We start from the raw sequence: 23,784 nt of genomic DNA on the forward strand, positions 1-23,784 counted from the left end.
GATACATAAGTTATGTCAAAAAACATTTTAATTGTTGAAGATGAAGATATATTACGTGAAATATTAAAGGACTATTTTTTGAGTGAACAATATGTAGTGTTTGAAGCAAGGGACGGGAAAGAAGCTTTAGTTGTATTTGAAGAGGAAGAGGTTGATTTAGTTATTTTAGATATTATGTTGCCGGAACTCGATGGATGGTCTGTTTGCCGAAGAATTCGGAAGACGTCCGAGGTGCCTATTATTATGTTGACGGCGCGCGTAGATGAAGATGATACGTTACTTGGGTTTGAACTTGGGGCAGATGACTATGTGACGAAGCCGTATAGTCCACCAATTTTATTAGCAAGAGCGAAAAGATTGTTAGAAAGTAGAAAAGTGACAAAGCAACTTTTAGAGAATGAAGATGATACATTATCAATCCACGGTATTCACGTTCATTTTCCGTCGCGCACTGTTACGGTAGATAGAACAGACATTAATTTAACACATACAGAATTTGAAATATTAGCGTATTTTATGAAAAATCAAGGGATTGTTTTAACACGGGAGCAATTGATTTCAAGAATTTGGGGATATGAATTTGCTGGTGACGATCGAACGGTTAATAGTCATATTCGTAATTTAAGAAATAAATTAGGAGAGAAAGCAAAGTACATTACAACTGTAGTACGAACAGGTTATAAATTTGAGGGGAATGTATGAGAAAAGGGATTGTACTAAAACTATTTACCCTCACAACAGCATTATGTATGTTAATTTTAGCGACGATATTTATTGGACAAACGATATTTTTTAAACAATATTATGCGAATCGAAAAGTGGAAGATATTAAAGTGAATTTAAATTCCTTCGAAAAGAATTATTTGAACTATGCAGGAAGTGCAGAAGGGATTCAGAAGCTGGAGCAAGACTTTTTAAGAGAAAATAATACGTGGATTACGACATTGGATCAGAACGGGAATTTAAAGCATGCAGATGATTTTTATTTTGAGGTAACGATAAATCGTTGGCAACAAAAGAGCTTTGGACAACAACTATTCAAAATCCCCCTATACAATCTCGTCAATATAGAGGAGATTGATAATAAACCATCAAATCAGTTTTTAGGCCAAGAAATTTATTTTTCTGGAGTGAAAAAAGAAGATAGTTTTATTCCATTCTCTTTCTCATTATCTAAGCAGAATTTAAGCGGATCTAATAAACCGTTAGAAAAAGCATTTAATGAGAAAATGAGTAAATTAGATCAGGAGAAAAAGAAAGTAGCTGGGGAACAAGTTGGTAAGGAAAAGAAGCCGGCAGTTCAGGAGCAAGCTGTCCAAGAACCAGATGCTTACATAGAAGGGCGTGTTACGAAAGTACAATTCCCTGATGTAAAAGGTCCCGTAAATCCAATTTATAAAAACACTTTATTTTTGGATAGTATAAAAGAATTTCAAACGGATGTAGTACTAAAAGAGAGTAATCAAATAGAGTATTCAACAAAGACAATGGACTATGAAAAAAATGATATAAAATATAAATTATTAATGAAACCGATAAAAGAAAAAGACGGATCAGTCACATATATATATGCGATGGCTTCCTTACAACCTGTAGATGAAGCTGTACAAATGGTGCAAGATTACTACATTTACATCATTGCATTTGTAGTCGTTCTCATTTTTCTAGCTTCGTTTTATTACTCAAAACAAATTGCAAAGCCGTTATTAAAAATAAATGATACAACGAAGAAAATAGCGCATTTAGATTTCACAGAACAAATACCGATTACTTCAAAAGATGAAATTGGTGATTTATCGAAAAATATTAATGTATTATCCAATAAGCTCCATTCGCATATTGGACAGCTAGAACAAGATATTGAAAAGGAAAGAAAATTAGAAAAGACGCGGAAAGAATTTATTTCTGGTGTTTCGCATGAACTAAAAACACCGCTGAGTATTATGAAAAGCTGTATTTCTATTTTAAAAGATGGAGTAGCTGAGCATAAAAAAGAGTACTATTTTCAAGCGATGGAACGAGAAGTAGACAAAATGGATACATTAATTTTGGATATGCTGGAGTTAGCTAAATTTGAGTCAGGCACATATAAAATGAAAATAGATTCATTTTATATCGATACAGTAATTGAAGATATATGTGAACATCTTTCTGTAGAAATAGGGAAAAAAGAACTTCGTGTTCATAAAAATATAGGTCCATTTGAAGTGATGGCAAATCAAGGCCGGATTGAACAAGTCATCGTGAACTTCATTACGAATGCCATACGTTATACACCAAATAAAGAAGATATTATTACTTCCACAATAGACGGGAAGGATCGTATAAAAATATGTATCGAAAATAAAGGTACTCACATTGAAGAAGAGCAATTAGATAAAATTTGGGATCGTTTTTATAGAGTGGATGCAGCTCGCCAGCGTTCACAAGGTGGAACAGGGCTTGGGCTTGCAATTTCAAAGAATATTTTAGAACTGCACGATGCTGAATATGGGGTAAAGAATACAGAAGATGGTGTGTTATTTTACTTCTATTTACCGAAAAAAGCGTAGACAATACATGTTACGCTTTTTTAATTTAACTTCATATTATCTTTACCTAATCTTTATTTTGGAGCAGTATACTTTGGATAGAAAATGAGGTTATGTAAGGAGTAGATTAGCCGTGAATAGCAATTTACTAGGTGTGATGGTATTTATTTTCTTTTGTGCATTTATCGTATTTATTATTGATATTACTCATTGAGAATTTTGATAAAAAAAGAGCGCTAATTAAGCGCTCTTCTTTTCTGTATTCATCTGATAAGCACCGATGCTTTTGAATAAGCGTGGTGAAGTTGTAAATAAAAGAATTAGTAATACAGTACATAGTATGAAAGAACCAATCATTGTACTGCCGTTTACAATTAATGAATATAAGACAGCCGATTGTCCTTTAGGTGCATATTGACCAAAGAAAATAATGCCAGCAATAAAGTGACAGAAATAACGTGCAAAGCTGCCGACAAATGTGGCAAGTATAATGTAAACGAGTGCTTTTTTGCCTTTGTTCTGTTTTGGTTTATCTTTACGAATGCCAAAATTAGAATGCTCTGCATTACTGTTGTCTGAGGCAAGTGCTTTTTGAATTGGACGATAGAATAAACCAGCAAAGCCGATAAAGGCAAAAGCAATGAAGTACTCAATGAATGCTTGCACTGGTGTTAGAATGTAGGCATCACCTACGACAATTTGTAATAATCCCCAAATTAAGCCTCCTAAGGAAGCCATTTTGAAGCCCCAGCGGTATGCGATAATAAAAATAGGAATCATAGCAAATGAGATGGAACCGCCTGTTGGAAGTTTAAGTGATAATGGTAAAATGTCGATAATCAAGGCGAAGGCTGCAAGAATAGCAGATTCGATCATCGCTTGTAAATTGGTGTTACGCATGTTGTCTCCCCCTAAATCCAAGTTGCACAAAAAAGAATAGATATCATAGGAGGATACGAAATACGTAAATAAAAAAGAGGTATGTATTTCGGACGTTTGCACAATCCCTGCGTTAGCATTAACTAACAGGTTCGAAGGGTCGGAACGAAGTGTTCCCTCTCAGCGGCAAGGCTCCCCCTGTGATAACGAGATTCTTTATTTGCTATTGTTTATTGTAAGCGAAATGGATGAGAATGGCAAATGAACCTCGTATGACAATAAGTGAAATATAATTGTATTGAAATGTTAATAAATATGAAGCAAAAAGATATAGTCCAAATGAAATAGAGTATGATATAATTTTTTTGAAAATAATTATCATTCTCTTCTGAGGGGGAAGGTTATGAGCTTAGTAGATATTAAAATTGGTGAGAAAGTGTTAGTAAAAAGTATTCAGTCGTTAGATAATTTACTAAAGAGAAGACTGGCTGCTTTTGGTCTCGCGGAAGGAAGCGAACTTAGTCTGAAACAGAAAGCGATGTTTAAAGGTCCTTGTACATTGGAGTGTCGCGGACAGTTAATTAGTATTCGTCATTGTGACGCGAAAATGATAAAGGTGGAATTAGCGTGAATAAGGTTGCTTTGCTAGGGAATCCGAATACAGGGAAAACATCATTATTTAATGCACTTACTGGTTCTTATGAATATGTAGGAAACTGGAGCGGTGTAACAGTAGAAAAGAAGGTTGGTAAATTAAAAGATAAGCAAGGAACATTAATCGATTTACCAGGCGTCTATGATTTAAATCCAGTTTCACGTGATGAAGGTGTCGTTACGAATTTTCTACTAACAGACGAATTCCATCATATGTTAAATATTGTGGATTCTTCGCAATTTGAGCGAAATATGCATTTAACTTTGCAATTACTCGAATTTGGTAAGCCGGTTTCAATTGGTTTAAATATGGTTGATGTGGCGAAGCAAAGAGGAATTGTTATCAATGTAAAACGATTATCAGAAATATTAGGTGTAACAGTCGTTCCTGTCATCGCAAGAACCGGAAAAGGCTGTGAAGAATTACTTACGACTCTTAAAGAAAATGACAAAAAAGAGAAAGAACCATTCATTATTTCATATGGTGTACAAGTGGATGAAGGGATTGGAGAGATAATCGCTCTTTTAGAGATAGCGAATTATGAGCATCCAAGATGGTTAGCCCTTCAATTTCTAAGCAATAACGAAGTAGTAGAAAAAGAAATGAAAGCACTATCAATTTATAAGGAACTTGTAGCCGTTCGATCTCGCTTAGAAGAAAAACTTGATTGTACGTTAGAGGAGCATATTTACAAGACTCGTGAAGCGTATATTGAAAAGTTAAAAACAAATGTTATGAAGCATGAGAAAGAAGGGAAAATTCCTTTTTCGGAAAAAATCGATAAGTTAATTACACATAAAATTTTAGGACTTCCAATCTTTTTAGCAGTTATGTTTTTTATTTTTCAGGTTACGTTTACGTGGATTGGTACACCTTTATCTGATATGCTTGATGGATTTTTTGGAGGGCAACTTACTGATTGGGTTACAGCTGGGCTCACAAGTGTTGGGGCTTCTGACTTTATTCAAGCACTCGTTACAGAAGGTATTATTGCGGGCGTTGGTGCAGTATTAGTATTCGTGCCACAAATCTTTGCACTATTCTTTTTCATTTCATTATTAGAAGACTCAGGGTATATGGCGCGAATTGCAGTTGTTATGGATAGAATTATGGAGTTTTTCGGTTTAAACGGAAAAGCGTTCATTCCGATGATTATCGGTTTTGGATGTAACGTTCCAGGTATTATGGCTGCGAGAACGATTGAACAAGAAAAAGAACGTTTACTTACAGTTTTAGTAACACCATTTATGTCTTGTTCAGCACGTTTACCTGTATATGCATTATTTGCAGGAGTATTCTTCCCTCATAGTCAGGCAACTGTTGTGTTCTCTTTATACGTTGCAGGTATTGTTCTTGCATTACTTGTTACAAAAATTATGTCTCTTACGATTTTGAAAGCGGAAAAATCTATTTTCGTAATTGAATTACCGCCTTACCGTGTGCCACAAGCGAAAACGTTATGGCTGAGCACATGGGAGAAAGGAAAAGGATTTGTTCGTAAAGCTGGTACATTCATTTTCGGTGGATCGGTTGTCATTTGGTTATTAAACTATGCAGGCCCATCAGGATTTGGTGTCGATATGGGAGATAGTTTCTTAGCGATGATTGGTGGATTTATCGCGCCACTATTTGCACCGCTCGGTTTTGGAACTTGGCAAGCTGGGGCATCTCTTTTAACAGGATTTTTAGCGAAAGAAGTTGTCGTTTCTACAATGGCAATTATTTATGCGGTTAAAGAAGATGTGCTAGGAAATGTAATGGGAGCACATTATACTGCTTTATCAGCGTACGCATTTATGTTCTTTGTTTTATTATATGTTCCATGCTTAGCGACAGTAGCTGTTATTAGACGCGAAACAGGATCGATGAAATGGACAATTTTCTCAGTCGCTTATCCATTAGTTGTTGCTTATGTATTAACGTTCATTATATACCAAGTTGGGTCCTTACTCGGATTCTAGAAGGAGATGTATTACGATGATGGTCAATATTATAATTGGAGCTATCATTTTTGGTTATGCAACATATACGCTAGTGAATTTTGTAAAGAGAAGTAAAAAAGGAAAATGCGCAGCATGCTCTTTAAATAAGTCATGTCAGTCGCAAACTTGTAGTCCAGATATGGAGCAAATTGCTCATAAATAGAAAAAAGCTTTGCGAATTTCGCAAAGCTTTTTTTGTGTTATTTTTTAATTTTTACAAGTTGAGAAGCTTCTACTCCGTTGTAACCAGGGAATTCTTTACTTGGGTCTTTATCGAACTTTAATACGCCTACAGATTTTTCATCACCTTTTACATTGCTGTAAGTTGCGTCATCAACAATTGCGTACATATCTGTATATGCGCGGCCACTTCCGATAATTGTGTTACCTTCATATTTTAATTTCGCACCATCAAGTGTAGTATTTTCAACTTTCTCTTTTGCGAATAATACACCTTGTTCAGTCGTTACAGCCGGTAATTTATCAAGTGGTTTCGTGTTGTCTTTTTCATCAACTTTGCTAAGTAACTCTTTTTTTACGAGTTCTTCACCAGTTTTCTTATCCATTACAAGAACTTTTTTACCATCTAATGTTGTCATTTTCATTTTATAGAAGTCTTTTTCTTTCACTTCTTTTTTATTTTTATCTGTAATTTGCTGAACTTGTTCTTCTGATCCGTACAGTACAAAGCCGTTCGCTTTTTCTCCTAATAAAGAACAACCTGATAATGCTCCGAATGAAATTGCTGCTGCTAATCCGATTCCTACTAATTTTTTCATGATGATTTCTCCTCTTTGTATGTTTTATAGTAAATATACTTTTTGTATTAGTCCTTAAATGATGAGAAGCATGTTTGTTATTTCGTTGCTTCTGGTATTAGTGTATAAGAAATATGGAGATGCAACTATCGAGTTAGCTTACAGTAACATTACAATTATGTAATTGATTGAAAGTACGTAAAAATAAGTTAATTTTTGTGGGAAGAAATAATAAGAATATAGTAGGAATACAATATTCTATCTAGAATGTCATATTATATTGTATGTATTTTGGAAATAACATGTAAGGACATCTTAGTTTTGTTATAATGAACACATAGGTTATAAAAATGAATATTCTTACTGTAAAGGGAGCTTTTTAAATTTCCAAGTAGTGAATTTGAAATATGAGGTATATCATAGGAGGAATTTGGATGTCTGTATTTAAACGATTAAGAGATTTAACAATGTCGAATGTGTATTCATTAATTGAAAAAGCTGAAGATCCAGTTAAGATGACGGATCAATATTTACGCGATATGCAAGCGGATGTACAAGAAGCTGAGAAAAGTGTAGCAGCTCAAATCGCACTTGAGAAGAAATTTAAAATATTATTTGAAGAGCAAGAAGCACTTGTGAAAAAACGTGAAGAGCAAGCTCATATGGCTGTTCAAGCAAGCAATCTTGATCTTGCGCGTCGTGCTCTTGAAGAAAAACAAAATGCAGAGCAAAAGATGAATGAATATAAAGCGAGCTATGAGCAAAATAAAGCTGCTGCTGATAATCTTCGTGCGAAGCTAGAAGAAATGCGTAAACAATTAACAGAGCTGAAAAACAAACGTGAAACACTTGTAGCACGTGTAAATGCAGCGAAAGCACAAAAGAATATTAATCAGGCGATGTCTGGATTTGACTCAAATACAGCAAAAGCTGGTTTAAGCCGTATGGAAGAGAAAGCTCTTCAATTAGAGGCTGAAGCAGAAGCAAGCGGTGAAATTTACAAGAAAGAAAAGTCATTAGACGATGAATTCGCAAGCTTAAACAAAAATTCTGCTGTTGACGATGAATTAGCTCGTATTATGAAGCAGTACGAGAAATAATATAGAATAGACAAAGAAGCCGACATGTCTGAAGAGAATTCATGTCGGTTTTCTATTACCTTTTAGAGGAGGTTTTGCAATGACGTGGACGAATGTTTTAGCCATGCTTGTATGGACTGGAGCGAGTGCGGTACTTTTATTTGCAATTATGTGGGTTGATTCGATTTTTACAAAATACAATGATTTAAAAGAAATAAAAAATGGGAACACAGCTGTGACAACACGTTTCGTTATGAAGCTATTCGCTCAAGGATACATCTTGTCACAATCAATAACGAAAGCGAATGATTTATGGCAAGCACTTCTTGCCTCAGCAGTTTCTTTCGTTATTTTATTAGTTGTAGAAATGTTTATTGAATTTGTTTTAAGAAAAATGGCAGGTCTTGATTTAGAAGAAGGAACGAAAGAAGGCAGCGTAGCACATGCGATGTTAGCTGGTTCATTACATATCGTTGGTGCATTTATTTTAGGTGCTTGTTTATAAAGAGAGAAGGAGGGGGAGATTGTGAGCTTATTTAAACGTATTAAAAATATAATGAAAAGCCCAGAGCCGCCGAAGCCAGAAAAGAGTCTTTTAACGTTGGCTCCTGGCGATATGATTGAAGTTTCGTTAGTAATGTACGAATTAACTGGGAAAACAAGCATGCATTCTCGTAAGGAGATTGTTTTAACGCTGCAGGATGGGAAAGACATTCGCTATTTAAAAATTGAAGATCGTGAAAATACGTATTACAAATTGTATACACCGATTGATGGTCGCTTAGATTCAATCGATGAAATTCCGACGACGATTGAAATGGATGATATAGAGTATCATATGGAAGAACAATATAATGGACGTGTTGTTGTTATGGGGAAAACACCATTCGCTGCTTCAGAAGAACAGTACGTATGGGAATTCCAGTCTGACAACCGCAAATTATTACGTGTTGAATGGCAAAATGGTCGCACAATGATGTATGAGGGAGAAGCAATTATTCCTGCTGATGTACAAATCATAAGAGCAACATAAGGGGGGCGTAATCATGTCAAACCGATTGTTTACCATGATTAAATCGTTCGTGATCCCTATACTTGCTATCGTTACATTACTTGTTATTGCCGGCTATGCTTTATCGGGCTGTCAAAGTGGTCAGGCGAAGTCAATTCAGGACCGTTATCCGCTAGAGTCTGTCGCAAAGGATGGTAAACAAGAATCTTACGTGTATAGGGCTGCCAATCGGTCAGTTCCTGAAGTTGCAAAGGAACTTATAGCCGAAAGGAAACCGAAGCAAGCATCTAAAGAAGACGAAAATCAAATGTTCCTCGTTTATTCCGATAAAATGTATAGTTTACAAAAGGATAAAGAGAAACCATCTGATACGTTAATTGAAATAAGTAATGAAGAATTTGTCCGTCAAAATTACCAACCATCCTTCTTACAAGGATATATTATGGGGAGTATATTAAACGATATATTCGGTTCTAGAAAATCATCATACGGTGATTATCGCGGATATAATGACAGACAAAATCATAAACCGGTTATCCCGGAAAGACCACCTACGAAAGAAGAAAAGAAAACCCCGCCTCCAATTACGAAGGAAGGGAAAGGATCTATCATTAAGCGAGGAGATAATGTAGATCCGAAATCATCTGTAGGTGATAAAGGAAGTATTACGGAAAAAGGAAGTAATACGACACCTCCGCCTTCTACCGGAAGCAAAGGGAAAATCACGAAAAATCCAGGTGGTTCGAGTGGATCTGATGTGAAGCCGAAATCATCTATTAAAACGCCGCCAAAGAATACATCGCCCCCGAAAACGAGGGTCGGTGGTTCAGGAAAGATTACGAAGAGAAGATAGTATAGAGACCGAAAAGTGGAATTTGCTTTTCGGTCTTTTTTTATTATGGAAATTAATTCCTTGTAGCTGGTACAATTAAGTTATAAGGAGGAGATTATTATGACTATATATAAAAGGTTTAGTTTGATTATGTTCCTCGTATTATCCCTCAGTTTGTTTATTAGTACAACGATGAAATTTCACTTTGTAGTAGGTATTCTATGTATATTATGTACATGTACTCTCTTTCTATATATTCCGCTTCGTTTTCAACAGGAAGTACCTGTCTTTCAAAAATACGTAGCATGGATTAAAAGTGGGGGGAGTAAAAGTATATCAGCGATTATTAGAATATATCGACCGCAACCCAAAATATATCAGCGATTATTAGAATATATCGATCGCAACTCAAAATATATCAGCGATTATTAGAATATATCGACCACAACTCAAAATATATCAGCGATTATTGAAATATATCGACTTACCGACAAAAACTGACAACGATAGCAACTTAATAATAAAAAGAGGCAGTCCCGAAATTTGGGGACTGCCTCTTTTTTGTATAACGATTAATGAATATCACGTTTCTTGAAATTACCACCTTTTACTTCTGCTACGTCATAAACTGTAATAAAGGCATTGGGATCAATTTCATTAATAAGGTCTTTCATTTTACTTTCTTCTAAACGGTTAATTACACAAGAAATTTCTTTAAATTGCTCTCTTGAGTAACCACCATAAACTTCATTGTATGTTGCGCTTCGGCCTAAACGATCGCGAATTGTTTCTACCATTAATTCAGGCTCTTTTGTGATAATTTTAAATGTTTTCGAACCACTTAAACCAACTTCAACGATATGAATCACTTTCGAAGCGATAAAGTAAGCAATTGCCGAAAGAATAGCTCCTTGAAGACCGAATACTGTTGATACGAAAATAAACACGAACATGTTTAAGAATAAAATAAGGTCACTCGTTCCAAAAGGTAACTTGCGAGAAAGTAATACAGCTAGCATATCGATTCCATCTAATGCTCCGCCGTTACGTAATGCTAGTCCCATACCGAAACCGATAATAATACCACCAACAACTGTAACAAGTAGTGTATCGCCTTCAATAATAGTTGGTATTCCGTGCATGACAACGGTACCTATTGCTAATGAAGCAATCCCGATGATGGAATAAATTGCAAAGCTTTTACCAATTTGTTTATATCCTAACCAAACGAAAGGAATGTTAATAACTGCGATTAGAGCTCCTAATGGCAATCCAAATAATCTTGAACTAACGATACTTAAACCAGTCACACCACCGTCTGATACGTTATTTGGAATTAATACTGCTTCTAATCCGTACGCTGTGATAAATGCCCCAATAATAATCATCAAAGCTTTTGAAGCGATTTTTAGCTTATTGGGCTTGTTTTTGATAGTTTTCTCCATATAATTTCCTCGTTTCAAACTAGTTTCTTGTTTGTTACATCATTCACACCTAAATTTCATTTTAACATTTAATTTGAAAAAATTCTCCTTTAATGGATGTATGCAGGGAATATTATCGCCATATTATCTTTAAAATATTTTTGAAATGAGTATAAGAAATCCCGTCCTTTCAAAGGATGGGATGCTATTCAGAAAATATAAAACTAAGTACTGACACGAATAAAGCAAATCCTAAAATAGCTCCGCAAAACTTCATATGACGTTTACGTCCCATTACGACAATCGCAACGTATTCACGAATCATTGCATTAGGCCAGTAATAAAATGCTGTTTTTGATCCAATTCCTTGGCTATTCAGGCCAGCTTGCCTTGCATATATACCAGCGCGGAAAAGGTGGAAATTATTCGTTGTAAAAATACTTCTATACTTACCTTCAGGTTTTAAAGAATCCATAATTTCTTTAGAGAACGACATATTTTGATATGTGTTTACAGAGCGATTTTCTTGCACTGTATGTTCAAGAGGAATTCCTTTTTCAACCGCATAATTTTGCATCGCTTCTGCTTCAGGAAGCCCTTCATCTGGGCCTTGTCCACCAGAGAAAATAATTGTTGGTGGTGTATTCACAGCTGCTTGTTTCCAATAAAAGTCGATAGCTTTATTAATGCGGCTTGCAAGTAAAGGTGGTACTTTATCATTAATTAAGCCACTACCGAGAACGATGATGAAATCTTGATTACGTCTTGGTCTGTTGAATTGGTATAGAAAATAAGCACTTAAAAAGTTAGATAAGTGTATAAAGAAATATACGCTTATAAGAGAAATACCTGCAAAAATAGGCTCTAAATGTGATGAGACCAAACTTGCTGGATTTATAATAGGGAGTAACATAAAGAATAACATCCCTAAAGCAGCAAGGAGCGTTAAACAGTTAGTGAACCGTCTTCCTTCTCGCTTCATTAAAATTCTTGCATTAAGAAATAATCCAAACATTAAAGCGATAATACCGAAAGGAAGCATAATGAGGAGTGCTAAAAAGGGTAAAAATATAATGTAACGCAAGACAGCACTATCTGAGTTCAAAGATACGATCACGCAAAAAAGAAGGAAAAAACAGATAAAGGCATTAAATAAAAAGCCGTTTATTATTTTTCGCGGATCTTTTAAATACGAGATAAGAAAAATAATAAACAATATAAGAGGAATAATTCCAAAATACAGCATAAATATAGTACACCTCGACTTATATAAGAATTTGACATATCTTTTATATTACATGATTTCATAAGTGAAAATGAAAGAAAAAGGATTTTGAATTTTCTCAATAAATTACATAGATACATATGTTAAAATGTATGTAAGGCGATATATTAAAAGTAAAGTGGTTGAAGAGGCACTCGATAGAGTGTCTTTTCTTTTTTGTATGTAATTATGCATATTATATTTATTTTCAAGTGGAGAGGATTAAAATATAAGTGGCAGGCAGACTATATAAAGCAGAATTTCTTACAAACATTTCCCTCTACTTTTTGTATCTAACAATCGTATAACAATAAATAATTCTGTTTTATAATGTCTGTTTATGAAAGGTGTCTTCTTTGAAGGCACCTTTTTGTTGTTTAGTATAGTTTGTTTTTACTGTTTGCATAGTGGAAACTATCTATACTAAACATTAGCAATCTTCCGTATAAATATTATCAATTTACTATATATTCCAGTGGTGTTAAGTTAAATATGAAAGGCTTTCTTTTTCAAAATATTACCCCTAATAAATTTTTGAAAAAGTCAACTGTCTCTAAACTTGTCATTCGTGCTTAGCAAAAAAAGAATCCTGCTGGATTCTTTTTTTGTTCGACATAATATGACAAATTACATTTTTATAATTTGTTATATTGTTAAATAGTTATTGTGGAAAAGAGAAGGGGACTTAAGTATGGGATTTAAAAAATTACTTTTAACAGGTGCAATTGTTGTAACTACAGCATTTACTTCAATTGGGACGGCGCAGGCAAGTATAGAGTTTAAAGATGTTCCAAACAATCATTGGGCTTATAAGGCAATTATGGACTTAGCAAATAAAAACATTGTTGCTGGATATGGAAATGGGATTTTTGGATTTGGTGATGATGTAACTCGTGAGCAAGTTGCAGCCCTTATGTTCCGTCAATTAAAGCCAGCAGTAAAAGAACAGTATAATAATCCGTATAAAGATGTTACTGATCGTTCTACTCAGTTTAAAAAAGAGATTCTTGCTTTAACAGAGATGGGTGTATTTGCCGGAGATGGCACAGGGAACTTTAGACCGAAAGATTCGTTAACTCGCGATGAAATGGCACAAATTTTAACAAAAGGGTTCCAATTGCAAATAAGAGGGGATCATAATTTCCCGGATGTAGATAGAAATGGATGGGCGAATCCTGCGATTACTGCAGTTAAATCAAATTATATTACAGCTGGAACTGGTGATGGTAAATTCGCACCTAGAATGCATGTAAGCCGTGAGCAATACGTTCAGTTCTTATATAACGCGACATTACCGCTTGAAGAAAGACCAGGAGCAAATCAAGAACCAAAGCGCTTTGCTAATTGTAAAGAAGCAAATGATGCTGGGGTTTACGATATTACAAGAGATAGTCCGTATTACGGTAAGCATTTAGATCGTGATGGTGATGGAATTGCTTGTGAGAAAAATAAGAGCGGTAAATAAGAAAAAGCACTCAGCCTGAGTGCTTTTTCTTATTTACACATGCTATTTTTTTAGGCGATTCTCATAGAATGGGAGTAACGGAATGAAAGTAGGTGACAAAATGCCAGCTATTGTTGAAGGTGTTATTATTGAGAACTGTAACGGGACAATTAACTTAGGTGATAAATATAACGTACATCCGATTGAAAAAACGAAAGCTTATAACGGATCGGGATCTTCAAATACCGGATTAAATGTGAGAACATTCAGTGGTATTAGTACGGCAGATGTAAGGGATAACGATGTGTATGACCAAGTAATTCAATCTACGTTATAATTTTTATATGTAAAATTGCATAAAGTGATGTATTTGCCTTGTGATACAATGGAGTTGTTAGTGATACTTCTTTATCATAGTTGTTAGATTAGAAATGTAGCATCGTATCAAAAATCATACGTAAAATAAAAAATACACTTCAAACGAAGTGTATTTTTTTATTTTAGTGATACCCTTTAGCAGAGTCTTTATGAATTTTATCTTTAAATATGCTGTAGCTCCAAAGTTGATATCCAATAACGATTGGTACCATGACCATTGCAACGAAGAACATAATTTTCAAGTTTAATTCACTACCTGCTGCGTTGTATAACGTTGTGCTGTATGCGTCGTTAATACGTGATGGTAACATTCTTGGGAACATACCTGCAAAGCCAGTTGTCATAAACATTGCGATTGTTAAGCAAACGAATGTGAATGCAAGGCCGATTTTATGTTTGTACACCATAATAAGTGCGAGTACACTCATTAACATTGCAAGTACTGGAAGAATAAATAGTACAGGATATTCCGTAAAGTTTTGGAATAAGTTTGTGCGATTTGCAGTTGCTACATAGAAGATAGCTAAAATGATAGCAGCTGCCATTGAAAACGGTCTTGCGATTTTATAAGCACGATCAGATACTTCACCAGTCGTTTTAATCATAACCCAAAGAGCACCAGATACGACGAATATAGCGGTGAAGAAAAGACCACCTAAAATACCGTAATGGTTTAGTAAGCTAAGTAAGTTTCCTTCATAACCGTTTTTTCCGATTTCTAGTCCGTAATATAGATTAGCGAATGTAACACCGAATAAGAAGGCGATTAAGAAACTACCAATTGTAAATGCCCATTTACAAGTTTTTTGCCAAATTGGTGAATCGTCTTTGTGCATAAATTCAAGTCCAGCAGCACGAGCAAATAGTGCAAGTAATACTAAAAATAGTGGTGTATATAGGTAACTAAACATATTTGCATATGTGATTGGGAAGGCAGCAAATGTTGCACCACCAGCTGTAATTAACCATACTTCATTACCACCCCAGAATGGGCCGATAGCTTCTTGTAATTGATTTCGTTCTTGTCGGTCTTTCGCAACGAATGGGAAGATCATTCCGTTACCGAGTGCGTAGCCATCAAGAATGAAGTAAACTGTCCAAATTACGCCCCATAAACCGAACCAGATGATTGCAAGCATATCATGAGACATGAGCTGTACCTCCTTCAGTAGTAGGCTCTTCTAATGCAGCTGGTCCTTTTTTTGCGAACTTCAGCATTAAGTATACGTCTGCAATTAAAAGTAAAGTGTAGAACAATATTAAACTAATTAATGAGAACCAAATTTGTGGAACTGATATAGGTGATACAGATTCTGCTGTACGCATTAGTTTATAAACTGTCCACGGTTGACGACCTACTTCAGCGACAATCCAACCAGCGTTAATTGCAATGTATGGGAGTAAGACAGACCACATTGTAATTTTTAAATAACGTTTTGAGTTTTCTAGTTTTCCTTTACGGTTTAAATAGAAACCGTACCAAGTTAATGCCATAAAGAACATGCCAAGTGCAACCATTAAGCGGAAGCTATAGTACACGAGGTTAACGTTTGGACGATCTTCTTTCGGAATATCTTTTAGACCAACAATTTCTCCATCAAATGAGTTTGTATAGAAGAAACTTCCGAGTTTTGGAATTGTAAGTAATTCAAAGTTCTTTTCATTTTTCACATCAGGAATTTGAATGATTGAGAAACCTTGTCCTTTTCCAGTTTCCCAAACTGCTTCCATCGCAGCTCCTTTAGCTGGTTGATACTTAGCTGCTGATACACCGGATTGATGTCCCATAAAAGGTGTAACAGTTGCGGCGAATAAGCCTAACATTAAACCAAACTTAAATGATTTTTTGAAGAAAGCGACTTCATTTTTACGTAATAAGTGATAGGCACTAATTGCCATAACGAAGAAAGCACCGACAATATAACAACCAATTACAGTATGGAAGAACATATTCCATGCATATGGATTTGTAACAAGAGCCCAGAAATCATTTAATTCAGCGCGGCCGTTACGTACTACGTAGCCAACAGGATTTTGCATAAAACCGTTTGCTGTAATAATCCAAAGTGCGGAAATATTTGTTCCAAGTGCAACCATCCACATACAGAAAGCACGGAACTTTGGTGAGATTTTGTCTTTCCCGAATAACCATATTCCCATGAAAGTAGATTCTAAGAAGAAGGCAACGAGTGCTTCGATTGCGAGAGGTGATCCGAAAATATCTCCCATATATTTGGAGTACTCAGACCAGTTTGTGCCAAATTGGAACTCCATCGTAATCCCGGTTATAATCCCCATTACGAAGTTAATTGTAAATAATTTACCCCAGAAATTTGCCATTTTGCGGTATGTTGGATTCAATGTGCGGGCGTATTGAGTTTCCATACATGCCACTAAAATAACAAGTCCGATTGTCAAAGGTACAAATAAAAAGTGATAAAAAATAGTAATTGCAAATTGAAAACGACTCAGTAACAGAACGTCGGACATAATAAATATTCACTCCTTTTTACATTATCTACAGTTAGTTTATAGTGAGAATAGGGGTAAAGTATGTGTGACTTGTTACAAAGCTGTGTGTATATTTTGAAAGAATTATGTCGGTTATCTGAAAATATATTGCTTTTATAATAAAACAATATCCTTTTTGAGTTTTTCATATTTTGGTACACTATATATGTAATGTAAATGAGAGAAAAGAGGGTTCTTTACTATGAAGTCATTAGAAGAGATTTTACAATACAATGAAAAATTCGTTGAAGAGAAAAAATACGAAGAGTATGAAACAGGAAAATTCCCAAATAAAAAAATGGTAATTATCTCTTGTATGGATACTCGTCTTGTTGAATTATTACCGAAAGCGATGAATATGCGTAACGGTGATGTGAAAATTATTAAAGTAGCAGGCGCTGTTATTTCACATCCATTCGGAAGTATTATGCGTAGTATTTTAGTTGCTGTATACGAACTTGGTGCCGATGAAGTATGTGTAGTTGGTCACCATGATTGTGGTATGGCAAAAATTCAAGCAAGCAGTACAATTGAAAAAATGAAAGAGCGCGGCGTAACAGAAGAGAAGTTAGATACACTTCGTTATTCTGGAATCGATTTAGAAAGATTCCTACAAGGGTTCTCTAGTGTAGAAGAAAGTGTAGAACATAGTGTGTCAATACTTCGCAACCATCCATTACTTCCGGGAGAAGTACCTGTTCATGGTCTTGTTATAGATCCTGACACAGGAAAATTGGATTTAGTTGTGAATGGTTACGACAATTAAGAATTTACTTTGTCATCCTTTTTATCTGGGACAGGATCAAATCCTCCTGGATGGAAAGGGTGGCATTTTAATATACGCTTACATGTAAGCCAAAATCCTTTGAATGCACCATATTTTTGAAACGCTTCTAATCCATAATGAGAACAAGTCGGATGAAAGCGACATGTTGGTGGTGTCATCGGAGAAATGAATTTTTGATAAAAGCGTATAATACCGATAAAAATCTGTTTCATAATGGTCTCCTTTTCAGCATAGTCTTAAAGTATTATAGCACGACCGTACATAATTCTTTACTAATGTCGATTTCCGTTATATCATATTGGATATAACGGAATTAAATTAAAAGCGGGAGAGATGTTATATGCCATCAGTAGAAAGCTTTGAATTAGATCATACGATTGTAAAAGCGCCTTATGTAAGACATTGCGGAGTCCATAATGTAGGTAGTGACGGTATTGTAAATAAATTTGATATTCGTTTTTGCCAACCAAATAAACAAGCAATGAAACCAGATGTTATTCATACGTTAGAGCATTTATTAGCATTTAATTTACGTAAATATATTGATCGTTATCCGCATTTTGATATTATCGATATTTCACCGATGGGTTGTCAAACAGGGTATTATCTTGTAGTAAGCGGGACACCGACAGTTCGTGAAATCATTGATTTATTAGAACTAACATTAAAAGATGCGGTTCAAATTACAGAAATTCCAGCTGCAAATGAAACACAATGTGGCCAAGCGAAGCTTCACGACTTAGAAGGAGCACAGCGCTTAATGAACTTCTGGTTAAGCCAAGATAAAGACGAACTTGAGAAAGTGTTTGGATAAGAAGGAAAAACTGCCTGTGAAAGGGCAGTTTTTTATTGTGTTAAGAGCGACCATGCTCTTCTTTTTTATGCAAGCATACTAGACACCCCAACATATAAAACAAAGGCAGAACCGAGAAAATAAACAAATGCTTTTGCTTTATCCTTTTTCTTCATTTCATCAATTCCAAAAAGGATAAACATAATACTTAAAAGGATAAATACGAATGGTAAAAGCACAGAGAAGTTTGCAAAGAGGCTAAATATAGCGAGGATGAGGGCAATCGTTGCTAGTATAATTCGAATGTTCTTTAACATATAATCCTCCTTTAGAAGAACAGTATAAATGGACTAGCAAAAACAATCGTAAAAAGACTTAAACCGATGCTAATAGCTCCAATTTGCTTTTGCTGTTTTTGAATGGTCTTTATTCCTACTAAAATGCCATATAAGCTAAAGAGAAAAAAATGATAGGTGAAAAGATTTGAAAGTTCATTGTAAATAAGCTGTATAAACATAGAATTAAAGTAATAAAAACGATGATTAGTTGTAAGTGTCTTATGTGTATTTTAGCGCTTCTTAAGTAGAAAGAGATAGTTACCGAGAGAAAATAATGATAATAGCAACGATTAAAGTGAATACGCCAGAAAAGAAGGAGAGTGTACTGTTTACTTTCTTTTGTTTCTGTTTTTCTTCTGCGCTCATGATGAAGGTCATAATGGATAAGGCGATGAGCATATAAGGCATTGTAGCAAGCGGATTTGTAAACATTCCAGATAGAGCAAGTGCGATGACGATAAGAGCGGATATAATTCGAAATGTTTTTAGCATACAAATCTCCCCTTTTTTTCAAAATTAGCATCTATTTTATTGAATACTTGTAAATGCTAAATTGATCAAAATTTCATTCTATGCGTAGCGAAAGTAGTTCGATATTAAAAAGAAGAATATAAAACTAGCAACGAAAAAAACGGAATGCTCATTGATTTTCGTCCAGATTTCAATTCATTCAGTCCTAGAATAATAAAGGAACAACTAAGGATAAAATGTACGTATGGGAGAAGTGTGAAATTATCGGTAATAAGGGAATAAGTACAAAGTAAGATTGTGAGAAGTGTGAGAAGCCCTAAAACAATCCGTAATCCAGTTAGCATCGTATACCTCCTTTAAAGAGACTATTTATCGAAATATTTCTGAGAAGCCAAGAAATAAAGCACCAGCTCCTGCTAACAGAGCAAGTATACTACCACCTTTTTGCTGTTTTAAGATTTCCTCTATACTAATAATGAAAGCCATAATCCCTAAAAAGATGAACATATAAGGCATAATTTCTCTATTACTAGTAAATAAACTATAGATTGCTATACATAAAGCAATAAGTGAAAAAGTAATTCGCAATCCTTTTAACATAAAGGAACCTCCTTCTATTTTATATAGCTAATGATGAGAACAATCCAACTGAAAGCTCCAGCAGCAATACAAATAAATCCTGTTCCTGAATCTTTTTTCTTTATTTGTTCAATTGCGATGAGAAACATTAAAGCGCCTAATAGAAATTGTGAAAGTGGTAGAAAGTTATTTTGACCTGTATAGAGCCCAATTGCCGACATAATTATCACAGTGAGTGCGATTGCGATGCGAAGTATTCGAAGCATACTATGAGTCCCCCTTATTATTTTTCGAGTAAGGGTTATCTTCGGGCTTATCAACAGAATGTTTATATGCATAGCCTTTATTAATCGTCATGACGGAGAGTACGAGGATGACTAGGACGATTATAATACCGATAATTAATATTTTGAACATGGAAATCCCTCCTTTTCTTTATTTTACATAATTTTGTAATTGATGAAAACAATAGAAATTAAAAGGATGAAAGAAGGGTGTTACATGGAGCAGAAAAAAACATATTATATATCAATAGCAAATGGTCAAATTTCACAAGTGAAGACGGCGGATACGTATAATTTTGAGATTTCCGCAAGTGATGAGGAAATTACGGAGTTAAGAGAGTACTTTGATCAAGCATATGTAGAGGATTTAGGTTCATTTGTACGTTCTCACGTTCCATTTGTTGAGTATCATCACGATTCAAATAATGACCGATATGATGAACAATTACAAAAAGCATATAAAATGATTTATGATTTAGGAAATCATGAGACGAAAGAATTAGTCGCGCAAATGGGAATAATCAATGGATTGTAATTGGATAATATTATGCAGAAAAGCGAGAATATGCTACAATTTGTGGTAGGAAAAACTTGTAACCATCAATAGGGGAGTAATGGCATGTACAAATTTAAAGATTATTACCACAACACTGTACAATTATCGTTTGAACGTTATCCATTTTCTCCTGAGCCAAAGCATGTTTGGGTTGTATGCCGGTACGGGGATCAATGGTTATTAACGCATCATTTACGTCGCGGTCTTGAATTTCCAGGTGGTAAAGTAGAACTAGGGGAAACACCGGAAGAAGCGGCAGTTCGAGAGGTTCATGAAGAAACCGGCGGCATAGTTTCTGATTTAACTTACTTAGGACAATATAAAGTATCTGGAAAAGACAAAATAATCATTAAAAACATTTATTTTGCAACAATTAGTGCGGTAGAAGAACATACGCATTACGAAGAAACGAAAGGCTCTGTTTTATTAACAGACATTCCTGACAACATTAAAACTGATAGAAAATTTAGCTTTATTATGCGCGACGATGTATTAGCGCGTACGATGAAACATATAGAAGAAATCGGCTGTTTTACGAAGTAAAATGGCTGGTTTCTTTTTTTGTTCAAGAATGTAAATATATCTTTACATAATTTTGGGTATATTATACAATTTTGTAAAGATATATTTACATTTTAGGAGGGGGAAAATGGATAAAAGAAAAGAAACGACTGTTACTGTTTCGATGGTTAAATTAAATATCTATTCATTTTTTATAATATTCGCTCTGGCGATTGGAATTAGTTATTTACATGCGCTTTTTTCAGGTAAGTTTCAATTTGAAATTACATTGCCGATTATGTTTCTTTTAATTATTGGAATGATTGTTCTCGTTTGTATACATGAAGCGATACATTTAATAGGATTTCGTTATATCGGAGGTGTTCCGTGGAGCGAACTAAAATGGGGTGTCAATTGGAAATTAGGTGTAGCATACGCTCATTCTAAAAAGGAAATTACAGTAAAGCAAATGAAGAAAGTGCTAATGCTGCCGTTTTTACCAACTGGAATTTTGCCAATTGCAATTGGATTAGCTATGAATGTTCAAGCGCTCTCATTTTTAGGGGTTCTACTAACAGCAAGTTGTATTGGTGACATTGCTCTATATCAAAAAGTTTCAAAGTTTCCAGATGATGCGCAAGTTAAAGATCATCCGAGTAAACCGCAGTTTACAGTTTATGAATAATAAAGGAAGAGGAGGCGTTTTTGAATAACGGCCTCCTCTTTTTGGCGGTAAATCGCTCATATAATTTATTTACTATCATCTTGTTTTTATCTCTACCTCTAAAAACGAAAGAACATCTAATAAATCATCTGTCACACGTGAATGCTCAAAGTCACCCCAAAATAAATCTCTCTTCCAAACGCCAAGAATTCCTACTTGTTCAGAACCGAGCACATCGTTTTCTGGATGATCTCCAACGTAAAGGCATTCTTCGGCTTTTACATTTAGCTTTTGCAAAGCTCGTTCGAAAATTTCAGGATGTGGTTTCTTAATTCCTTCTGCTTCTGAAATGAGAATTGTATTTGTATACGTATGTATGTTTAAGGCACGAAGGTTGTTCATTTGAAAATCAGTAAAACCGTTTGTAATAATGCCAATTTTAATATTTTGTTGTATTAAACGCTGAAGTAATTTATGCATGTTTGGGAAAGGGATACAATGATATTGAAAATTTGTAATGTAGTCGTGCAGCAGTTGCTCTGGTGTTAAAGTGGTGATGTTATATTCGTCAATGAGAGTAGCATATACTTTATCCTTCCACGTGTAGCCATTGTTGTCGAGTTCAAGAAAACGAGAACAATACTCGGATTGTTCAATGTTCATAAAATGAAGGGAAAAGCGATTGTATTGGTCATGGATAAATCGCTCTAAAGATTGTCGTCGATCTAATAGTGTCCCATCTAAATCGAATAGCACAGCATGAATCATATGTAACCTCCTCAAAGCCTTTATAAATAATTATCGCATATTCGTCAGAAAATGATTATCATATTTTTGTAGGCTGTAACGACGGAGGTTTAAATGAAAAAATTGTATGGAAAGATAACATGTTTTATAATTTCAATTGGTTTAGTCGCCGGATGTGATATGGCGGAGCAAACTTTGAAAAGAGAGAAAAAAGATGTCTGTGAAGCGATAGAAGAATGCACAGAAATAGGTGATAAGACGCTTCAAAAAGTATATAAAAAGATAGACGGACTTTCGGAACTTGAAGTACCAGAGGAGAATGTAACAGAACATCATACAAGTAAGGATATGAAAGAAGTAGAAATGAAAAAAGAGGATGATGAAAATTATTTCTTTTTAGCTTCTTATTATATTGATGGAGACGCAATTGTAGATCCTTATTTCGATAAACTAGATCGGAAACGATTGAATAAGGCTTTCGCTGAAGATAAAGAAGCGAAAGAAGAGGTGCTGGAACAACGTCAAGATAGAGGGTATCATGGGTCGTTATGGGAGATGTACAGTACTCTTATTCCAGCTAAGTATCGCACTGACATAAAAGAATTTGACATGGTAACAGATGGCTATGATGGAATTGTCGCTCATGTTATGCCGAGTGTGGAATATCCGAAAGAATGGGTTCTTAGTTTAGATACGCTTGATTCTGCAGTAAATATCGATGAAGTGATGAAAACATTAATTCATGAGACAGCTCACGTATTGACGCTGGGGCATAAACAAATACCAGTAAATGAAAAGTACTTAAAGGCTTTTGAAGAAGATAAAGATATTTCATCATACCAAAATAAATGTAAATCTCTTTTCTTACAAGAAGGGTGTGCGAAGGAGAATTCTTATATAAATCAATTCTACAATTCGTTCTGGAGACCAATTGAGCAGGAGTGGACAGAAAAGAAAGTGGAAGAGAGTGAAGAAGCTCAAATTCAATTTTTTAAGGAGAGACAGGATGAATTTGTGTCTGAATACGGTACAACAAATGTAGCGGAAGATATCGCAGATACATTTACAGCATTCATATTACAAGATTCAAAAGAGGTGAAAGAAGGAACAGAGTTAAAATATAAAAAAATTGCCTTCTTCTATCAATTCCCAGAGCTTGTAAAAATGCGTGCAGAAGTGTTATCAGGATTATATGATGTTTCAAAAACGATAGAATAACAAAGTGGACACTAAGGCGATTGATGTGTTCGATATATTTTAGCCAAGGGAAAATGTGAAGAATTTTACTTCTTTGCGTTTTTTTTTTTTTTTTTTT

Annotated in this window: 30 protein-coding genes, 2 pseudogenes and 1 riboswitch; of the genes and pseudogenes, 18 read left to right on the forward strand and 14 right to left on the reverse strand. The window is 34.8% G+C overall.

Annotated elements, in window-relative coordinates:
- Window positions 1-12: 12 nt before the first annotated feature.
- Together BAU27_RS06735 and BAU27_RS06740 are read left to right on the forward strand one after the other, a co-directional pair.
- On the forward strand, window positions 13-702 hold the full coding sequence (locus tag BAU27_RS06735; RefSeq protein ID WP_000041857.1) for a response regulator transcription factor: 690 nt from the start codon (window positions 13-15) through the stop codon (window positions 700-702).
- On the forward strand, window positions 699-2,552 hold the full coding sequence (locus BAU27_RS06740) for a sensor histidine kinase (protein WP_071770448.1): 1,854 nt from the start codon (window positions 699-701) through the stop codon (window positions 2,550-2,552). The genes BAU27_RS06735 and BAU27_RS06740 overlap by 4 nt, the downstream gene beginning before the upstream one ends.
- Window positions 2,553-2,771: 219 nt before the next feature.
- On the opposite strand, the gene thiT is transcribed toward BAU27_RS06740, so the two are convergent.
- On the reverse strand, window positions 2,772-3,431 hold the full coding sequence (gene thiT, locus BAU27_RS06745; protein ID WP_071770449.1) for an energy-coupled thiamine transporter ThiT: 660 nt from the start codon (window positions 3,429-3,431) through the stop codon (window positions 2,772-2,774).
- Window positions 3,432-3,517: 86 nt separating this feature from the next.
- Window positions 3,518-3,619, reverse strand: a riboswitch (TPP riboswitch).
- 194 nt (window positions 3,620-3,813) lie between these two features.
- Here thiT and BAU27_RS06750 point away from each other — a divergent pair.
- From BAU27_RS06750 to BAU27_RS06760, 3 genes are read left to right on the forward strand one after another with little or no spacing between them, the layout of a single operon-like run.
- A complete protein-coding gene (locus BAU27_RS06750) occupies window positions 3,814-4,041 on the forward strand; it encodes a FeoA family protein (RefSeq protein WP_071744389.1) in 228 nt (75 codons plus the stop codon).
- Window positions 4,038-6,026: a ferrous iron transport protein B gene (gene feoB, locus BAU27_RS06755; protein WP_071770450.1), complete on the forward strand. Its 1,989-nt coding sequence runs from the start codon at window positions 4,038-4,040 to the stop codon at window positions 6,024-6,026. The genes BAU27_RS06750 and feoB overlap by 4 nt, the downstream gene beginning before the upstream one ends.
- Window positions 6,027-6,042: 16 nt before the next feature.
- Window positions 6,043-6,210 carry a FeoB-associated Cys-rich membrane protein gene (locus BAU27_RS06760; RefSeq protein WP_046956111.1) on the forward strand — a complete coding sequence of 56 codons (168 nt, stop codon included), beginning with the start codon at window positions 6,043-6,045 and terminating at the stop codon, window positions 6,208-6,210.
- A gap of 37 nt (window positions 6,211-6,247) precedes the next feature.
- On the opposite strand, the gene BAU27_RS06765 is transcribed toward BAU27_RS06760, so the two are convergent.
- Window positions 6,248-6,826 carry a lipoprotein BA_5634 family protein gene (locus BAU27_RS06765; RefSeq protein WP_071770451.1) on the reverse strand — a complete coding sequence of 193 codons (579 nt, stop codon included), beginning with the start codon at window positions 6,824-6,826 and terminating at the stop codon, window positions 6,248-6,250.
- Window positions 6,827-7,239: 413 nt separating this feature from the next.
- Between BAU27_RS06765 and BAU27_RS06770 the strand changes: the two genes are divergently transcribed.
- From BAU27_RS06770 to BAU27_RS06790, 5 genes and pseudogenes are all read left to right on the forward strand, one after another.
- Entirely contained in the window at window positions 7,240-7,905 is a 666-nt protein-coding gene (locus tag BAU27_RS06770; protein ID WP_071744392.1) for a PspA/IM30 family protein, read from the forward strand.
- A gap of 79 nt (window positions 7,906-7,984) precedes the next feature.
- Window positions 7,985-8,389, forward strand: coding sequence for a DUF350 domain-containing protein (locus BAU27_RS06775; RefSeq protein WP_002123337.1), 405 nt, complete (start codon window positions 7,985-7,987; stop codon window positions 8,387-8,389).
- A 21-nt stretch (window positions 8,390-8,410) separates the two neighbouring features.
- Window positions 8,411-8,917: a DUF4178 domain-containing protein gene (locus BAU27_RS06780; RefSeq protein ID WP_000051748.1), complete on the forward strand. Its 507-nt coding sequence runs from the start codon at window positions 8,411-8,413 to the stop codon at window positions 8,915-8,917.
- Window positions 8,918-8,930: 13 nt separating this feature from the next.
- Entirely contained in the window at window positions 8,931-9,749 is an 819-nt protein-coding gene (locus tag BAU27_RS06785) for a DUF4247 domain-containing protein (RefSeq protein ID WP_071770452.1), read from the forward strand.
- A gap of 99 nt (window positions 9,750-9,848) precedes the next feature.
- Window positions 9,849-10,049 (forward strand): annotated as a pseudogene (locus BAU27_RS06790) (hypothetical protein); the annotation flags it as partial.
- Window positions 10,050-10,300: 251 nt separating this feature from the next.
- On the opposite strand, the gene BAU27_RS06795 reads toward BAU27_RS06790, so the two are convergent.
- Together BAU27_RS06795 and BAU27_RS06800 are read right to left on the reverse strand one after the other, a co-directional pair.
- Window positions 10,301-11,173, reverse strand: coding sequence for a YitT family protein (locus tag BAU27_RS06795; RefSeq protein WP_071744395.1), 873 nt, complete (start codon window positions 11,171-11,173; stop codon window positions 10,301-10,303).
- A gap of 184 nt (window positions 11,174-11,357) precedes the next feature.
- Window positions 11,358-12,398, reverse strand: coding sequence for a YdcF family protein (locus BAU27_RS06800; protein ID WP_071770453.1), 1,041 nt, complete (start codon window positions 12,396-12,398; stop codon window positions 11,358-11,360).
- A 709-nt stretch (window positions 12,399-13,107) separates the two neighbouring features.
- Here BAU27_RS06800 and BAU27_RS06805 point away from each other — a divergent pair.
- Together BAU27_RS06805 and BAU27_RS06810 are read left to right on the forward strand one after the other, a co-directional pair.
- Window positions 13,108-13,881, forward strand: a complete 774-nt coding sequence (locus BAU27_RS06805; protein ID WP_071770454.1) for an S-layer homology domain-containing protein — start codon at window positions 13,108-13,110, stop codon at window positions 13,879-13,881.
- An 82-nt stretch (window positions 13,882-13,963) separates the two neighbouring features.
- Complete coding sequence (locus BAU27_RS06810; protein WP_071744397.1) at window positions 13,964-14,197, forward strand: spore germination protein; 234 nt, start codon at window positions 13,964-13,966, stop codon at window positions 14,195-14,197.
- A gap of 163 nt (window positions 14,198-14,360) precedes the next feature.
- Here the strand turns inward: BAU27_RS06810 and cydB are convergent, their stop codons facing one another.
- Both cydB and cydA read right to left on the reverse strand, forming a co-directional pair.
- A complete protein-coding gene (gene cydB / locus BAU27_RS06815) occupies window positions 14,361-15,389 on the reverse strand; it encodes a cytochrome d ubiquinol oxidase subunit II (protein ID WP_071770455.1) in 1,029 nt (342 codons plus the stop codon).
- Window positions 15,379-16,728 carry a cytochrome ubiquinol oxidase subunit I gene (gene cydA, locus BAU27_RS06820; protein ID WP_071744399.1) on the reverse strand — a complete coding sequence of 450 codons (1,350 nt, stop codon included), beginning with the start codon at window positions 16,726-16,728 and terminating at the stop codon, window positions 15,379-15,381. Before cydA ends, cydB begins: the two co-directional genes overlap by 11 nt.
- A gap of 223 nt (window positions 16,729-16,951) precedes the next feature.
- Between cydA and BAU27_RS06825 the strand changes: the two genes are divergently transcribed.
- Window positions 16,952-17,515, forward strand: coding sequence for a beta-class carbonic anhydrase (locus tag BAU27_RS06825; RefSeq protein ID WP_000838171.1), 564 nt, complete (start codon window positions 16,952-16,954; stop codon window positions 17,513-17,515).
- Here BAU27_RS06825 and yidD read toward each other — a convergent pair.
- Entirely contained in the window at window positions 17,512-17,748 is a 237-nt protein-coding gene (yidD, locus tag BAU27_RS06830; RefSeq protein WP_071770456.1) for a membrane protein insertion efficiency factor YidD, read from the reverse strand. The genes BAU27_RS06825 and yidD overlap by 4 nt on opposite strands.
- A gap of 128 nt (window positions 17,749-17,876) precedes the next feature.
- Here yidD and luxS point away from each other — a divergent pair, with 128 nt between their 5' ends.
- Window positions 17,877-18,350, forward strand: a complete 474-nt coding sequence (gene luxS, locus BAU27_RS06835) for an S-ribosylhomocysteine lyase LuxS (protein WP_001141371.1) — start codon at window positions 17,877-17,879, stop codon at window positions 18,348-18,350.
- A 65-nt stretch (window positions 18,351-18,415) separates the two neighbouring features.
- Here luxS and BAU27_RS06840 read toward each other — a convergent pair whose 3' ends face one another.
- The 6 genes and pseudogenes from BAU27_RS06840 to ytzI all read right to left on the reverse strand — a co-directional run bounded on the left by BAU27_RS06840 (window position 18,416) and on the right by ytzI (window position 20,134).
- Window positions 18,416-18,646: a YczI family protein gene (locus BAU27_RS06840; protein ID WP_071770457.1), complete on the reverse strand. Its 231-nt coding sequence runs from the start codon at window positions 18,644-18,646 to the stop codon at window positions 18,416-18,418.
- 11 nt (window positions 18,647-18,657) lie between these two features.
- Window positions 18,658-18,896, reverse strand: a pseudogene (locus BAU27_RS33320) (hypothetical protein).
- A 29-nt stretch (window positions 18,897-18,925) separates the two neighbouring features.
- Window positions 18,926-19,159 carry a DUF3953 domain-containing protein gene (locus BAU27_RS06850; RefSeq protein ID WP_071770458.1) on the reverse strand — a complete coding sequence of 78 codons (234 nt, stop codon included), beginning with the start codon at window positions 19,157-19,159 and terminating at the stop codon, window positions 18,926-18,928.
- A 348-nt stretch (window positions 19,160-19,507) separates the two neighbouring features.
- Window positions 19,508-19,738 carry a DUF3953 domain-containing protein gene (locus tag BAU27_RS06855; protein WP_071770459.1) on the reverse strand — a complete coding sequence of 77 codons (231 nt, stop codon included), beginning with the start codon at window positions 19,736-19,738 and terminating at the stop codon, window positions 19,508-19,510.
- Window positions 19,739-19,752: 14 nt separating this feature from the next.
- Window positions 19,753-19,983 (reverse strand): DUF3953 domain-containing protein, encoded by a 231-nt coding sequence (locus tag BAU27_RS06860; RefSeq protein ID WP_071744404.1) that lies wholly within the window; start codon window positions 19,981-19,983, stop codon window positions 19,753-19,755.
- A gap of 1 nt (window position 19,984) precedes the next feature.
- Window positions 19,985-20,134: a YtzI protein gene (gene ytzI, locus BAU27_RS06865; RefSeq protein ID WP_071744405.1), complete on the reverse strand. Its 150-nt coding sequence runs from the start codon at window positions 20,132-20,134 to the stop codon at window positions 19,985-19,987.
- Between the two features lie 84 nt (window positions 20,135-20,218).
- On the opposite strand from ytzI, the gene BAU27_RS06870 reads away from it, so the two are divergent.
- From BAU27_RS06870 to BAU27_RS06880, 3 genes are all read left to right on the forward strand, one after another.
- The gene (locus BAU27_RS06870; protein ID WP_071710958.1) at window positions 20,219-20,536 is read left to right on the forward strand and encodes a hydrolase; all 318 of its coding nucleotides are present in this window, start codon (window positions 20,219-20,221) and stop codon (window positions 20,534-20,536) included.
- Window positions 20,537-20,620: 84 nt separating this feature from the next.
- On the forward strand, window positions 20,621-21,100 hold the full coding sequence (gene mutTA, locus BAU27_RS06875; RefSeq protein WP_000276386.1) for an antimutator 8-oxo-(dGTP/GTP)ase: 480 nt from the start codon (window positions 20,621-20,623) through the stop codon (window positions 21,098-21,100).
- 106 nt (window positions 21,101-21,206) lie between these two features.
- On the forward strand, window positions 21,207-21,743 hold the full coding sequence (locus BAU27_RS06880; RefSeq protein ID WP_071770460.1) for a DUF3267 domain-containing protein: 537 nt from the start codon (window positions 21,207-21,209) through the stop codon (window positions 21,741-21,743).
- A gap of 75 nt (window positions 21,744-21,818) precedes the next feature.
- Here the strand turns inward: BAU27_RS06880 and BAU27_RS06885 are convergent, their stop codons facing one another.
- Complete coding sequence (locus tag BAU27_RS06885; RefSeq protein ID WP_071770461.1) at window positions 21,819-22,490, reverse strand: HAD family hydrolase; 672 nt, start codon at window positions 22,488-22,490, stop codon at window positions 21,819-21,821.
- Between the two features lie 93 nt (window positions 22,491-22,583).
- On the opposite strand from BAU27_RS06885, the gene BAU27_RS06890 reads away from it, so the two are divergent.
- The gene (locus BAU27_RS06890; protein WP_071770462.1) at window positions 22,584-23,687 is read left to right on the forward strand and encodes a hypothetical protein; all 1,104 of its coding nucleotides are present in this window, start codon (window positions 22,584-22,586) and stop codon (window positions 23,685-23,687) included.
- Window positions 23,688-23,784 lie beyond the last annotated feature (97 nt).

The sequence above is a fragment of the Bacillus sp. NH11B genome (assembly GCF_001884205.1).
Taxonomy (GTDB): Bacteria; Bacillota; Bacilli; order Bacillales; family Bacillaceae_G; genus Bacillus_A; species Bacillus_A proteolyticus.

Coding starts and splice junctions, on each gene's coding strand:
- BAU27_RS06750 (WP_071744389.1), top strand. CDS start 3,814: ATGAGCTTAGTAGATATTAAAATTGGTGAGAAAGTGTTAGTAAAAAGT.
- BAU27_RS06810 (WP_071744397.1), top strand. CDS start 13,964: ATGAAAGTAGGTGACAAAATGCCAGCTATTGTTGAAGGTGTTATTATT.
- BAU27_RS06870 (WP_071710958.1), top strand. CDS start 20,219: ATGGAGCAGAAAAAAACATATTATATATCAATAGCAAATGGTCAAATT.
- mutTA (WP_000276386.1), top strand. CDS start 20,621: ATGTACAAATTTAAAGATTATTACCACAACACTGTACAATTATCGTTT.
- BAU27_RS06885 (WP_071770461.1), bottom strand. CDS start 22,490: ATGATTCATGCTGTGCTATTCGATTTAGATGGGACACTATTAGATCGA.
- BAU27_RS06805 (WP_071770454.1), top strand. CDS start 13,108: ATGGGATTTAAAAAATTACTTTTAACAGGTGCAATTGTTGTAACTACA.
- yidD (WP_071770456.1), bottom strand. CDS start 17,748: ATGAAACAGATTTTTATCGGTATTATACGCTTTTATCAAAAATTCATT.
- BAU27_RS06850 (WP_071770458.1), bottom strand. CDS start 19,159: ATGCTAAAAACATTTCGAATTATATCCGCTCTTATCGTCATCGCACTT.
- BAU27_RS06740 (WP_071770448.1), top strand. CDS start 699: ATGAGAAAAGGGATTGTACTAAAACTATTTACCCTCACAACAGCATTA.
- BAU27_RS06770 (WP_071744392.1), top strand. CDS start 7,240: ATGTCTGTATTTAAACGATTAAGAGATTTAACAATGTCGAATGTGTAT.
- BAU27_RS06760 (WP_046956111.1), top strand. CDS start 6,043: ATGATGGTCAATATTATAATTGGAGCTATCATTTTTGGTTATGCAACA.
- cydB (WP_071770455.1), bottom strand. CDS start 15,389: ATGTCTCATGATATGCTTGCAATCATCTGGTTCGGTTTATGGGGCGTA.
- BAU27_RS06860 (WP_071744404.1), bottom strand. CDS start 19,983: ATGCTTCGAATACTTCGCATCGCAATCGCACTCACTGTGATAATTATG.
- BAU27_RS06795 (WP_071744395.1), bottom strand. CDS start 11,173: ATGGAGAAAACTATCAAAAACAAGCCCAATAAGCTAAAAATCGCTTCA.
- BAU27_RS06765 (WP_071770451.1), bottom strand. CDS start 6,826: ATGAAAAAATTAGTAGGAATCGGATTAGCAGCAGCAATTTCATTCGGA.
- BAU27_RS06800 (WP_071770453.1), bottom strand. CDS start 12,398: ATGCTGTATTTTGGAATTATTCCTCTTATATTGTTTATTATTTTTCTT.
- BAU27_RS06855 (WP_071770459.1), bottom strand. CDS start 19,738: ATGTTAAAAGGATTGCGAATTACTTTTTCACTTATTGCTTTATGTATA.
- BAU27_RS06825 (WP_000838171.1), top strand. CDS start 16,952: ATGAAGTCATTAGAAGAGATTTTACAATACAATGAAAAATTCGTTGAA.
- BAU27_RS06890 (WP_071770462.1), top strand. CDS start 22,584: ATGAAAAAATTGTATGGAAAGATAACATGTTTTATAATTTCAATTGGT.
- ytzI (WP_071744405.1), bottom strand. CDS start 20,134: ATGTTCAAAATATTAATTATCGGTATTATAATCGTCCTAGTCATCCTC.
- BAU27_RS06880 (WP_071770460.1), top strand. CDS start 21,207: ATGGATAAAAGAAAAGAAACGACTGTTACTGTTTCGATGGTTAAATTA.
- BAU27_RS06735 (WP_000041857.1), top strand. CDS start 13: ATGTCAAAAAACATTTTAATTGTTGAAGATGAAGATATATTACGTGAA.
- BAU27_RS06775 (WP_002123337.1), top strand. CDS start 7,985: ATGACGTGGACGAATGTTTTAGCCATGCTTGTATGGACTGGAGCGAGT.
- luxS (WP_001141371.1), top strand. CDS start 17,877: ATGCCATCAGTAGAAAGCTTTGAATTAGATCATACGATTGTAAAAGCG.
- cydA (WP_071744399.1), bottom strand. CDS start 16,728: ATGTCCGACGTTCTGTTACTGAGTCGTTTTCAATTTGCAATTACTATT.
- BAU27_RS06785 (WP_071770452.1), top strand. CDS start 8,931: ATGTCAAACCGATTGTTTACCATGATTAAATCGTTCGTGATCCCTATA.
- BAU27_RS06840 (WP_071770457.1), bottom strand. CDS start 18,646: ATGTTAAAGAACATTCGAATTATACTAGCAACGATTGCCCTCATCCTC.
- thiT (WP_071770449.1), bottom strand. CDS start 3,431: ATGCGTAACACCAATTTACAAGCGATGATCGAATCTGCTATTCTTGCA.